Origin of the sequence: Sphingomonas chungangi (assembly GCF_013778325.1) — a bacterium.
Lineage (GTDB): Bacteria > Pseudomonadota > Alphaproteobacteria > Sphingomonadales > Sphingomonadaceae > Solisphingomonas > Solisphingomonas chungangi.
Window position 1 is genome coordinate 487204 of sequence record NZ_JACEIB010000001.1, and the last position, 12299, is coordinate 499502.

The window sequence follows — 12299 nt, forward strand, 5'->3', positions numbered from 1 at the left end:
ATGAGCGAGATCGCAGCCACCCCCAACGCCCTCGTCCCGTCCACCGGCACCAGCCTGCCGGGGGCGCTGGCGGGCCTCGCCAACTCCGATGCGTTCGGCAAGCTCTCGGGCCTTGCCAGGCAGCCGGCGGTCGCCAAGGCGATGCCGATGCTCGGCCTGCTCGGCGTGCTGATCGCCGCCGCGCTCGCCTGGGCCACGCTCCACACCGGCGCGCAGCGCGATCTGTTCAACGGCCTCGGCGATGCCGACAAGGCCTCCGTGGTGCAGGCGCTCGACACCGCCGGCATCAAGTACAATCTCGACAGCGCGACCGGCGCCCTGACCGTGCCGGAGGAGAGCTACTACAAGGCGAAGATGCTGCTCGCCCAGCAGGGCCTGCCCAAGTCGGCGCCCGACGGCGACACGCTGATCTCCAATCTGCCGATGGGCGCCAGCCGCGCCGTCGAGGGTGCGCGCCTCCAGCAGGCGCAGGAGCTCGATCTCGCCCGCACGATCGAGGCGATCGATGCCGTCGCCGCCGCCAAGGTCCACATCGCCAACGGCACGCCGAGCGTCTTCCTGCGCGACGACGACAAGGCGCAGGCCTCGGTGATGCTGACGCTGCGCAACGGCCAGTCGCTCTCGGCCAGCCAGGTGCAGGCGATCGTCCACCTCGTCGCCTCCTCGGTCGCCGGCCTGACGCCGGACGACGTCTCGGTGGTTGATCAGGCCGGCCGCCTCCTGTCCGCGCAGAACAGCGACAATCAGGACGCGACCGACCGCCAGGTGCAGATCCAGCAGAAGGTCGAGGATCGCTATCGCCAGTCGCTCGCCGCGCTGCTGACGCCGATCGTCGGCGACGGCAACTTCACGGCCGAGGTCCATGCCGACCTCGACTTCACCGATACCGCGTCCACCACCGAGACCTACCCCAAGGACGGCGCAATGGTCGCCACCGAGCAGGGCAGCTGGACCAACGATCCGCAGGGCAACCCGGATAACGCGCAGGGCATCCCCGGCGCTATCTCAAACACCGCGCCCGCGCCGACCAAGCCGGCAGCGACCCCGAACGGCCAGCCGACGCCGGCCAGCGGCCAGACACCGGGCGGCCCGCAAGCTCCGGGCACCCAGCCCGGCCAGGCGTCCGCCGCCGCGCAGAGCAAGACCAACGAGAGCTACAACCGCAGCTATCAGCTCGGCCATCAGGTCTCGGTCACCAAGAACCAGGTCGGCACCGTGCGCCGGCTGACCGTGGCCGTCGCGATCCGTCAACCGGACGGCGGCAAGCCGCTGACCAAGCAGCAGCAGCAGCAGATCCAGGATCTGGTGAAGGGCGCAGTCGGTTTCGATCAGGGCCGTGGCGATATCGTCTCGGTCGCGCAGCAGACCTTCACCTCCGCCGACATGGCCGCCGCCGCTCAGCCCAAATGGTACGAGGCGAGCTGGGTGATGACGATGGCCCGCAATCTGACCGCGCTCGCCGTCGCCGCGATCATCGTCTTCGGCATCGGCCGCCCGCTGCTCAAGCGCCGCGCCGTGGTCGCCGACCAGAAGATCGCCAACAAGTCCAAGGAGCGGGCTGCCGTCGGCAAGGAGATTGCCGCGCAGATCAGCCACCAGCAGGCCGAGGCCGCCGTTTCCGGCAACACCCCGATCACGCTCGACATGATCGAGGCCGCCCCCGGCTACGCCGCTCGCGCCGAGCTGATCCGCAGCTTCGTTCGCCAGGATCCCGACCGCGCCGCCCTCGTCGTCCGCGACCTGATCCGTGCCGACATGCCCAAGGCCGAACCCGCCAATGCCTGAGATCGCCCCCGCCAACCCCGCCGTGAACGCCGGCCCCGCCGGTTCCAGCGCGGCCGCCATCCTCCTCATGCTGCTCGCCGAGGACGAGGCCGCGCAGGTGCTGAGCCGGCTCGATCCGGACGAGGTGCAGCAGCTCGGCACCGCGATGTTCGAAGTCGCCGACGTCTCCGAGGATGAGGTGGACGGAGTACTCGACACGTTCGTGGGCCGCGCCCGCGAGCGCACCACGATCGGCTTCGCCGCCGACGGCCAGATCCGCACCATGATGGAGCGCGCGCTGGGCGCCGAGCGAGCCGAGAACATGCTCGCCCGCATCACGCCGCCGACGCGCTCCTCCTCGCTCGATTCGCTGAAGTGGATGGACGCCAAGACGATCGCGCTGCTGATCGAGAGCGAGCATCCGCAGATCGCCGCGATCGTCCTCGCCCATCTGGAGCCGGGCGTGGCCGCCGACGTGCTCCAGCTGCTCGACGAGGATGTGCAGGCCGACGTGATCTACCGTGTCGCGACGATGGGCACCGTTTCCTCCGAGGCGCTGGACGATCTCGAGCGCCTGCTGCTCCGTCAGGTCAACAAGGCCGGTTCGTCGGGCTCGGCGCCCAAGCGCGGCGGCGCCAACGAGGCGGCGCAGATCATCAATTCGACCCGCACCGCCACCGAGCAACGCGTCATCCGCCAGCTCGCCAAGCTCGACAAGTCGCTGGCCCGCGTGATCGAGGACGAGATGTTCGTGTTCGACAACCTGAACGCGCTCACCGAGAAGGATCTTGGCGCGCTGCTGCGCGGTGTCGAGAACGATATCCTCATCGTCGCGCTCAAGGGTTGCGACCCGAACCTGCGCAACAAGATGTTCGGCTGCATGTCGAGCCGCGCCGCCCAGTCCATCCAGGACGAGATGGCCGAGCGCGGGCCGATGCGCCTCGCCGAGGTGCAGGAAGCGCAGAAGCAGGTGCTGGCGATCGCGCGCAATCTCGCGCAGGCCGGCACGATCAGCCTGGGGGGCAAGGGCGAGGATTATGTCTAAGGCGTTCGCGAAGATGCCGTCGGCGTTCGACAATGCCGAGCGCTGCTCGGTCTGGACCAAGCCCAATGCGTCGGGTCCGGCACCGTTCGTGGCGTGGGGTGCGGCGCTGCGCGAGGCGTTCGAGACCCCGGCCGAGAATGACGTCGAGGTTCCCGAGGAGTTGTTCGAGCCGGAACCCGCGATCGACATCGAGGCGATCCGCGCCGAGGCGATGGCGCAGGGCTTCGCCGCCGGCATCGAGGCGGGCCGCCGCGAGGCCAATGACGAGCGCGTCGCGTTGCGCGTGCTCGCCTCCAACCTCGAATCGCTCAAGGCCGAGCCGACTTTGGGCCTCGGCGTGATGATCGCCGCCACTGTCGAGCGGCTGCTGCATCAGGTCGTCGGCGAGGTGGACGTCTGCCGCGAGACGCTGATGGATCGCGCCCAGGCCGCCGCCGCCCTGATCGGCGACGAGACCAAGCCGGCCGTGCTCAAGCTCAACCCGGACGATCTCGCCCGCCTCGACGGCGCCGAGCTGCCCGTCCATGCCGAGGCCGATGCGATGCTCCAGCCCGGCGAGCTGCGCCTCGAAACCGCCGGCGGCGCGATCGAGGATGGCCCCGGCCTGCGTCTCGAGCGCCTGCGTAGCGCCCTCGACCGGATCGCCGCCGCACGATGAGTCTGCTCGAAGACCGCGCCGCGGACCTGCTCAACAGCCTCAACATCCCCGATGCCGGTCCGCGCCGCATCGGCAAGCTGGTCGCCTATGACGGGCAGATGCTGGAGGCGACCGGCCTGTCGCTCCCGGTCGGCGCCTCGGTGCGCGTGATCGACGCGGACGGCCATGCCACCCGCGCCGAGATCGTCGGCTTCAAGGGCGAGCGCTCGCTGATGATGGCACTCGACGGCGAGGCCCCCCATTCCAACGGCGGCCGCGTCGAGCCCGACGCCAAGGGCGGTGTCGCCGAGGTCGGCTACGAACTGCTCGGCCGCATCGTCGATGCCACCGGCCATCCGCTCGACGGGCTTGGCCCGGTCGGCGCATCGGCCACCTGGCCGCTCGCCGGCAAGCCCGCCAACCCGCTCGACCGTGCGCGCGTCACCGAATGTTTCGACATGGGCGTGCGCGCGATCAACGCGCTGCTCACCGCCGGCGTCGGCCAGCGCATCGCGATCTGCGCGGGTTCGGGCGTCGGCAAGTCGGTGCTGATGGGCCAGATGATCCAGGGCGCCGACGCCGACGTGATCGTCGTCGGCCTGATCGGCGAACGCTCGCGTGAGGTCGCGGACTTCCTCGCCACCAAGCTGGTGCCGGGCGTGCGCGAGAAGTCGGTGGTGGTGGCGGTCCCGGCCGATCACCCGCCGGTACTGCGCATCCGCGCCGCGATGCGGGCCACCGCCATCGCCGAATATTTCCGCGCGCAGGGCAAGCGCGTGCTGCTGCTGATCGATTCGCTGACCCGCTGCGCCCACGCCCAGCGCGAACTCGGCCTGTCGCTCGGCGAGCCGCCGACGATGAAGGGCTATCCGCCCTCCGCGCTCGGCATGATCCCCCGCCTGATCGAGCGCGCCGGCGCCGACGCGCACAGCGGAGGCTCGATCACCGCGCTCTACACCGTGCTGGCCGACGGCGACGACGGCGACGATCCGATCGTCGACACCGCGCGCGCGATCGTCGACGGGCACATCATCCTGTCGCGCTCGCTCTCCGAGCAGGGCGTGTTCCCGGCGATCGACGTAGGCCGCTCGCTCAGCCGCGTGATGGCCGACATCGTCGACGACGAGCATGGCGCGGCGGCCTCGTCCTTCCGGCGGCTGTGGTCGGTCTACGAGGAGAATCGCGACCTCATCCTGATGGGCGCCTACAAGGCCGGCTCCGATCCCACGATCGACGAGGCGATCGCCCGCCGCCAGGAAATCCTGAGCTTCCTCAAGCAGAAGCCCAAGGAGCGCTTCGAACTGCCGCTCGCCTCGGCTGAGCTGATCGAGAGGTTCGGGGCATGAGCGTCGTCAAGCGCCGCGAGCGCATCGCGCGGGTCCGCCGTGTCGAGCATATGCAGGCCGCCGCCGCCGCCGCCGCCGCCGAGATGCAGCTGGGCTCGCTGGAGCAGAGCGCCGCGCGGGTGCTGGACCTGCGCTTGCAGCTCACCAGCGGCGTGGGCTCCACCTCCGCCGAGACTTTGGCGGCGCGGGGCGAACTCGCGCACCGGCTCGATCTGGCGCGTTTCGGCCTCGCCGATGCCATCGCCAGCGCGCGCTCGGTGGTGGACAGCAAGGCGGCTGAGCGGATTGCCGCGCGCATCCGCCAGGAGAGCGCCGAGCGCCTCGTCGATCGCGCCCAGCATGACGAGGATGCGCTCGCCGAGAAACGCGCCGGCGCCAACGCACGCATGAAGACCCCGCGATTCGTGGGGGAGGCATGATGATGTCCGGCATTTCCTTCGCCGCCACGCCCGCGCCGGCGACCGATACGGCGACGCCCAAGGCCGCTACGTCTGACAAGGGGAAGGCGTTCGTCTCGGCGATGTCCGATGTCGCGCAGAAGGCGGCCAAGCCGGTCGCGGCGAAGACCCAGCGCTCCGATCTCAAGGACAAGGATCGCAAGGAGGATCGCGACGATTCGCGGGACGACAAGGCCACGGCCTCGACTGCAGGTCCAGCGGCCCAGCCTGCCGCGACGGCTGCGAATGTGCGGGATGGAAAGGCGTCGGACGGGAAGAAGAGTGACGATAAGGGGACGTCCCCTCGGACTGTTGCAGCCTCGACCGCGAAGACCGTAGCGCAATCCGACGACACCGATCCGACCGCCGTCGACACCCGAGAGACGCCGGTGGACGCCGCGCAGCTCACGCCGGTGATGGATGCGCTGAAGCAACTCGCGTCGGTCTCCCAGCAGGCCGCGACCGTCGAGTCGAGGCCGGCGCCGCTCCCCGAAGCGCCTATCGCGCAGGCCGAGGCCACTGCCGCCGGACCGCTGCCCGCCACTGCCTCGCTGCTCGCCGCGCGCGTCGTGCCCGCGAGCGCGCAGCAGCCGGAGGCGAAGCCGGCCGCGCCCGCGAAGAAATCGGGCAAGGCCGAAGCCGCCGCCGACAAGACTGCGGCGGTCGACTCCTCCACCGCGACCACCGTCACGCCGGCCGCCGATCACCAGCGGGCCTCCGCCGCGCCCGATCCGACCGCGATCGCGCAGCCCAGCGCTGGTCAGCAGCTTGCCGCCGGTGGCGCCGATCGCGCGCTGGACATGGCGAAGCAGGGCGCCTGGCTTGACGGTCTCTCCCGCGACATCGCCGCGACCGGCTCGCCCTCCTCGACACTCAGGTTCGAGGCCGCGCCGACACATCTCGGTGCGGTGCAGGTCGAGATCGCGCGCAGCCTCGAAGGCGCCGCCGTCACCCTCACCGCCAGCAGCGAGGGCGCGCGCACCGCGCTTGCCGATGCCAAGCCCCAGCTGATCGCCGAGGCGCGCGCGCAGGGCATCCACATCGCCAGCGCGCAGGTCGATGTCTCCACCGATTCGCGCCAGTCGAACACCGGCAGCCAGCCCGATCCGCGCCATGACCCGCGCGGCCAGACTAGCTTTTCGTCGCAAGCGGGCAGCGAGGGCAGCCCCAATCGGCAATCGCAAACGCGTTCTCAACCATTTGCCATTAACCAGTCTTCCGAAAGCCAGCCGGCCGCGTCTGCCGACACGGAGGAACCTGCCTCCAGCAGCGCGCCCGCCGGCGGCATGTACGCATGACACGGGATTTGAACGATGAGTGACGACGCAGCGCCCAAGCCCAAGAAAAAGGGCAAGATGAAGCTGATCATCATGGTGGTCGGCGGTCTCGTGCTGGTCGGCGGCGGCGTCGCGGGCGGCATGGTCGCGGCGGGAATGGGGCTCGGCGGCGCCCATGCGGGTCCGAAGGTCGATCCGAACGCGCCCAAGCTGGTGCTGCGTCCCGGCCAGAGCGAGGACCCGACGGTGGAGTTCAAGGCGGTCGGCAGCTTTCAGCCCGATCCGCGCCTCTACAAGGCGTCATACTACACGATGGACCAGCCCTTCACGTCGAACCTGCGCGATACCGACGGTATCGCGCAGATCTCGCTCGGCGTTTCGACCTTCTACGACGCCAAGGTGCTCGACAATTTCAAGGACAACGAGATGCCGATCCGATCGGCCGTGCTGGAGACGCTGGCCGATCAGGATGCCTTCGCGCTCGGTACCCCGGAGGGCAAGACCCAGCTCCAGGCGAAGCTCAAGGACGCGATGAACAAGGTGCTCGTGCAAAAGACGGGTTACGGCGGCATCGATGATGTCTATTTCACCAACTTCATCATCCAGTAAGGTGGTGGCGGTTGGCATGAGGGGCGAGCGTGGCGAAGGAGCCGGAAACCGGCGGTAACGGACAGGCGAGAAGTGGTCTGGGCCATGAGGTCCAGCCCTTCGCGCTGGGCAGCGAGGCGTTGCGCCCCGGCGCGCGGCTGGCGGGGCTCGATCGCATCGGCGAGAGGCTGGCGCGGCGCCTGCGCGACGTGATGGAGCCATTCGTCCGGGTGAAGCCCAAGGTCGAGGCGGAAGCCTCACTCACCTCGCGCTTCGAGACGTGGCGTGATGCACTGCCGGAGTTCACCTCGCTCAGCCTCTATCGCCTGCGCCCGATGAAGGGCGGCATGCTGATCGCGATCGCGCCCGAATATGTCACGCGGCTGGTCGATGCCTTCTACGGTGGCACCGGCGCGGGCGCGTCCTTCGCGCAATCGCGTAAGCGCGAGTTCACGCCGGCCGAGGAACGCCTGCTCTCCCGTCTCACTGATGCGATCACCGGCGCGGTGGTGGAGACGTGGCACGAGATCGTGCCGCTGGAGCCCAGCCTCGCCTCGCGCGAGACCAACAGCGGCTATGCGAGCCTGGTGCGCGGCGACGAATCCGTGGTGGTGCAGCGCTTCTCGATCGCCGGCGGCGGGCCGGGGGCGACGACGATCGATCTCGTCTTCCCGCTTTCCGCGATGCGCGCGCACGAGGCGCAGCTCCACGCCAAGATCCATGCCGAGGCCGGGCCGGTCGACAGCGAGTTCCGCTATCGCATGGCGCGCGCGCTGGAGAATGTCTCGCTGCCAGTCCGCTCGGTGATCGCGCGGCCGACGCTTTCGGTGCAGGAACTGATGGCGCTCAAGGTCGGCGATGTCATCCCGATCACCCTTTCACCGCGCGTTCCGCTCATCGTCGGCAACAGACGACTTGCGGAAGGGACGATCGGCGAGCAGGAAGGGCGCGCGGCGTTCCAGATCGAAACGATCGGAACCGCCGAAAGGGCCGGGGGCAAAGGAATTGAGCGACATGAGTGATGCGCCCTTCCCGGGCATCGACGATCCCAACAGCGCCGCCGGCCGCAATTTCCGGCTGCTGGCGGATATCCCGCTGCGTCTGTCGGTGGAGGTGGGCTCCACCTCGCTGAAGTTGTCCGAACTGCTCGATCTCAACGAGGGATCGGTGGTGGAGCTGGACCGGCAGGCCAACGAGCTGCTCGACATCCTCGTCAACGGCACGCTGGTGGCGAAGGGCGAGGTGGTGACGGTCAACGGCCGCTTCGGCATCCGCGTGGTCGACGTGATCGCCACCGAGGCGCGTCTCGCGGGCCTTGAACGTCGGGCATGACCTGGACCTACCTGCTCAACGTCGTCGTGATGCTGGCGCTGGTCGCCGGCATGGCGGTAGGGACGCTCTGGCTGCTGCGGAAGCTGCAGCCGGGCATGTCGACGCTCGGGCAGAAGGATCGCCTCGTCCGCATTGTCGACGCCGTGCCGGTCGGCATGACGGGCGGGCGCATCGCGGTGGTGGAATTCGAGGGCAAGCGCATCCTCGTCGGCGTCTCGCGCGGGCGGATGGACGTGCTGGGCGAGGCGCCGATCGATGGCTTCGCCCAATATCTCGATGACGGGGATGCCTAGGTGGCGGGCGTGACGATCCGGCGCGGCTGGGTGATGCCGGCGCTGCTGCTGGTCGCTGGATTGCTGATCGCCCTGCTGATGGCGCACCCGGCCTTCGCGCAGGCCGCCGCGCCCGGCACCGGCCCGGTCAACCCGCCCGGCCCCGGCGCGGTGCAGGCCTCCGCGCTGAACAAGGCGCTCGGCCAGGTGTCGGGCGACGGCAAGCCGCTGTCGCTCTCGCTCCAGATCCTCGTGCTGATGAGCCTGCTGACGGTGCTGCCGTCGCTGCTGCTCATGATGACGAGCTTCACCCGCATCATCATAGTGCTGTCGATCCTGCGCCAGGCGCTCGGCCTCCAGCAGACGCCGCCCAACCAGGTGCTCGTCGGCCTGTCGCTGTTCCTGACGCTCTTCATCATGCGCCCGGTGATCGACCAGGTGAACCAGACCGCGATCACGCCCTACGGGCAGGGCCAGATTCCGCTGGAGGAGGGGATCAAGCGATCGGGCGACGCGCTCCACGTCTTCATGGTCCGGCAGGTCCGCAAGACCGACCTCCAGCTCTTCTCGGACATCGCGCACGCGCCCAAGTTCGACAAGGCGGAGGATATCCCCTTCACCATCCTGCTGCCGGCCTATGTGACCTCGGAGCTCAAGACGGCGTTCCAGATCGGCTTCCTGATCTTCCTGCCGTTTCTCATCATCGATCTGGTTGTGGCGACCACCCTGATGTCGCTCGGCATGATGATGCTGTCACCGACGATCATATCGATGCCTTTCAAGCTGCTGCTGTTCGTGCTGGTCGACGGCTGGGCGCTGACGATGGGCAGCCTCGCCCAGAGTTTCGGGTAGCGGCGGATGGAACCCCTCGTCGGCACCGACTATTTCATCGGCGTCGCGCAGCAGACGCTGTGGGTGCTGGCGCTCGCCTGCGCGCCGATCCTGATCCCGGCGCTGGTTGCGGGCCTCGTGCTCGGCATGATCCAGGCGGCGACATCGATCAACGAACAGACTTTGGCCTTCGTGCCCAAGCTGATCATCGTCGCGATCTGCCTCGCTCTGTTCGGCGGCGCGATCCTGACCCTGCTCGCCGATTTCACGCGGGACATGTTCCACCGCATCCCAGACCTACTGAGATAGCGCGATGCTGCCGACCGGACTTGCCGGATTGGAAGCGCAGCTCTGGGTCTTCCTCGTCGCGATGATTCGGCCGGGCGCGGCCTTCCTCGCGGCGCCGGTGTTCGGGGCGCAAAATATTCCGGTGCAGGTGCGGCTGATCATCAGCCTCGCCGTCGGCATCCCGGCGATCCAGCAGGTGCCGTTCGATCTTCCGGCCGCCGGCCTCGTCACCGTGATGGGCTTCATGCTGGTGGCGGGGGAGATCATCGCGGGGCTCGCGATCGGCTTCGCGGTGCAGCTCGGTTATGCCTCAGCGATGATGGCGGGCGAGGTGATCGGCAACGCCATGGGCATCGGCTTCGCCAACATGGTCGATCCGCAATCCGGCGCCTCCTCCACCGCGCTCGGCCAGTTCCTCTCGATCCTCGGCACCTTCCTGTTCCTGGCGATGAACGGGCACCTGATGCTCGCGACGATCATCGTCGACAGCTACCATTCGCTGCCGCCCGGGCAGGCGTGGCTGGGGCAGGGGCAGATGCGCGACGTCGTGATGTTCGGCGGCGACATGATCGCGGCGGGCATGGCCATCGCGCTGCCGGTCGGCTTCGCGCTGATCCTCGTGCAGGTGGTGATGGCGATGCTGGCGCGGTCGGCGCCGGCCATGAACCTGTTCTCGGTCGGCATGCCGGCCACGATCCTCGCCGGTGTGGTGCTGTTGGCGATCGCGGCGCCTGCGATCGGCGACGGCATCGCCACCTCGATCGAACGCGGGCTGGACCTCGCGCGTTCTCTCGCCTCCGCGAAAGGAGGCTAGGATGGCCGAAGGCGACAGCGGCGAGAAGACAGAAGCCCCATCGGCCAAGCGCCTGCGCGAATCCGCGGAGAAGGGCGATGTCCTCCAGTCCAAGGAACTGGGCGGTGCGCTGGTGATGATCGTCGGCGCCGGCTGGCTGGCGCTGGGCGGGCCGCTGCTGGTGCAGGCGCTGGCCGAACTGCTGCGCGGATCACTGAGCTTCGGGCGCGATCAGGTCGAGAATTTCGATCCTGCGCCGTCGATCTTCGGGCAGCTGACCCATCTTGCGCTGCCCATCGGGCTGCTGTTCCTCGCCACCATCGCGGCGGCGATCGGTGCGCCGGCGATGCTCGGCAGCTTCGGCTTCCGCTGGGGCGCGATCGGCTTCCGGGCGGATCGCATCAACCCGTTCTCCGGCATCACCCGCATCTTCGGGATGCAGGGGCTGGTCGAGCTGGTCAAGGCGCTCGCCAAGATCGCGGTGATGGGGGCGATCGGCTGGTGGCTGCTGCGATCGCGCCTGCCGATGATCACCACGATGGGGCGCAACGACATCGTCTCCAACATGGCCGATGTCGGCCACACCTTCGTCTATGCGGTAATCGTGATGGCGATGGGGCTGGTGCTGATCGCCGGCGTCGATGTGCCGGTGCAGATCATCCGCCGGACCGCCCGCCTGCGCATGACCAAGCAGGAGGTGAAGGAAGAGCACAAGCAGACCGAGGGCTCGCCCGAATTGAAGGGTGCCGTCCGCCGCCGCCAGATGGAGACGGCGCGCCGCTCGGCCCGCGCGCAGGTGGCCGAGGCGAGCGTGGTGCTCACCAATCCGACCCATTTCGCCGTCGCCTTGCGCTACCGGCCGGGGCAGGATCCGGCACCGATCGTCGTCGCACGCGGGCGCGGCGCCACGGCGGACGCGATCCGCGCGCTGGCCGAGGAGTTCGACGTGCCGATGCTGCGCTATCCGCAGCTGGCGCGCGCCATCTACTTCACCACGCGATCCGGCCAGCTGATCCGCGAGGATCTCTACGTCGCGGTGGCGACGGTGCTGGCCTTCGTGTTCAATATCGATCGCGCCATGGCGGAAGGGCGCACCCAGCCCGATATCGACGTGCCGGGCGAGGCGCGCTTCGACGAGAATGGCCGGCCCGAAGCCTGAGCCGATTTAAGGTTAGCGAAATCCTGCCGTTCTAGCGCTTGGAGGCTTTCCGTCTCCGGGAGCAGCGCATGATCGAGGCGGTGACGGCGGTGGCGAGGGCGGATGCGGTGGCGGTTGCCGTCGCGGCCGGCGCCAACGCCCGTCGCACGATCGAAGGCCGCACCCGGCGCCTGCGCTGGCTCGATGCGCTCCGCGCCGCCAATGGCGAGCCGCTGCCGCTCGACGACGAGGCGCGCGATGACGAAATTCTCGAAGAAGGCCGCGTCCGCATCCGCGCTGCGCTGGAAACGATCGAGGAGCTTCACGGCTTCGAGGGCGAGGCCGACGAGACATTGGTCGAAGCGCCCGAAGCGCCCGTCTCCGCCGTCGCCATCGCCGATCTGATCCGTGCCGGCGGTGGCGCTGCGCTGGCGGCGCAAGCGCACCTTCACGCGGCTGCCATCCGGCAGATTTTGGGCTGAATCTTTTGAGAGTGTGTGGAAGAGCGCATTCTCGCGGTACCGGCCCGCTCCCCCACCCAGCCTCCCGAC

General features: G+C 68.9%; 15 protein-coding genes. All 15 read left to right on the forward strand.

Going from position 1 to position 12299, the window contains the following annotated elements:
* Positions 1–1785, forward strand: coding sequence for a flagellar basal-body MS-ring/collar protein FliF (gene fliF / locus HZF05_RS02440; protein ID WP_160365019.1), 1785 nt, complete (start codon positions 1–3; stop codon positions 1783–1785).
* The gene (gene fliG / locus HZF05_RS02445) at positions 1778–2809 is read left to right on the forward strand and encodes a flagellar motor switch protein FliG (RefSeq protein ID WP_160365020.1); all 1032 of its coding nucleotides are present in this window, start codon (positions 1778–1780) and stop codon (positions 2807–2809) included. The genes fliF and fliG overlap by 8 nt, the downstream gene beginning before the upstream one ends.
* Complete coding sequence (locus HZF05_RS02450; protein WP_160365021.1) at positions 2802–3467, forward strand: FliH/SctL family protein; 666 nt, start codon at positions 2802–2804, stop codon at positions 3465–3467. The genes fliG and HZF05_RS02450 overlap by 8 nt, the downstream gene beginning before the upstream one ends.
* Positions 3464–4792: a FliI/YscN family ATPase gene (locus HZF05_RS02455; protein ID WP_181638773.1), complete on the forward strand. Its 1329-nt coding sequence runs from the start codon at positions 3464–3466 to the stop codon at positions 4790–4792. Before HZF05_RS02450 ends, HZF05_RS02455 begins: the two co-directional genes overlap by 4 nt.
* Positions 4789–5211 carry a hypothetical protein gene (locus HZF05_RS02460; RefSeq protein WP_160365022.1) on the forward strand — a complete coding sequence of 141 codons (423 nt, stop codon included), beginning with the start codon at positions 4789–4791 and terminating at the stop codon, positions 5209–5211. The genes HZF05_RS02455 and HZF05_RS02460 overlap by 4 nt, the downstream gene beginning before the upstream one ends.
* 2 nt (positions 5212–5213) lie before the next feature.
* Positions 5214–6527, forward strand: a complete 1314-nt coding sequence (locus HZF05_RS02465; protein WP_160365023.1) for a flagellar hook-length control protein FliK — start codon at positions 5214–5216, stop codon at positions 6525–6527.
* Positions 6528–6542: 15 nt separating this feature from the next.
* The gene (locus HZF05_RS02470) at positions 6543–7115 is read left to right on the forward strand and encodes a flagellar basal body-associated FliL family protein (RefSeq protein ID WP_160365024.1); all 573 of its coding nucleotides are present in this window, start codon (positions 6543–6545) and stop codon (positions 7113–7115) included.
* 29 nt (positions 7116–7144) lie between these two features.
* Positions 7145–8116, forward strand: a complete 972-nt coding sequence (locus tag HZF05_RS02475) for a FliM/FliN family flagellar motor switch protein (RefSeq protein WP_160365025.1) — start codon at positions 7145–7147, stop codon at positions 8114–8116.
* Entirely contained in the window at positions 8100–8426 is a 327-nt protein-coding gene (gene fliN, locus HZF05_RS02480; protein ID WP_160365026.1) for a flagellar motor switch protein FliN, read from the forward strand. The genes HZF05_RS02475 and fliN overlap by 17 nt, the downstream gene beginning before the upstream one ends.
* A complete protein-coding gene (locus HZF05_RS02485) occupies positions 8423–8719 on the forward strand; it encodes a FliO/MopB family protein (RefSeq protein WP_160365027.1) in 297 nt (98 codons plus the stop codon). The genes fliN and HZF05_RS02485 overlap by 4 nt, the downstream gene beginning before the upstream one ends.
* Before the next feature lie 33 nt (positions 8720–8752).
* Entirely contained in the window at positions 8753–9550 is a 798-nt protein-coding gene (gene fliP / locus HZF05_RS02490) for a flagellar type III secretion system pore protein FliP (protein WP_160365246.1), read from the forward strand.
* Positions 9551–9556: 6 nt separating this feature from the next.
* Complete coding sequence (gene fliQ, locus HZF05_RS02495) at positions 9557–9838, forward strand: flagellar biosynthesis protein FliQ (protein ID WP_160365028.1); 282 nt, start codon at positions 9557–9559, stop codon at positions 9836–9838.
* Between the two features lie 4 nt (positions 9839–9842).
* Complete coding sequence (gene fliR, locus HZF05_RS02500) at positions 9843–10631, forward strand: flagellar biosynthetic protein FliR (protein WP_160365029.1); 789 nt, start codon at positions 9843–9845, stop codon at positions 10629–10631.
* Position 10632: 1 nt separating this feature from the next.
* Entirely contained in the window at positions 10633–11769 is a 1137-nt protein-coding gene (locus HZF05_RS02505) for an EscU/YscU/HrcU family type III secretion system export apparatus switch protein (RefSeq protein ID WP_160365030.1), read from the forward strand.
* A gap of 68 nt (positions 11770–11837) precedes the next feature.
* Positions 11838–12230 carry a hypothetical protein gene (locus HZF05_RS02510; RefSeq protein ID WP_160365031.1) on the forward strand — a complete coding sequence of 131 codons (393 nt, stop codon included), beginning with the start codon at positions 11838–11840 and terminating at the stop codon, positions 12228–12230.
* Positions 12231–12299 lie beyond the last annotated feature (69 nt).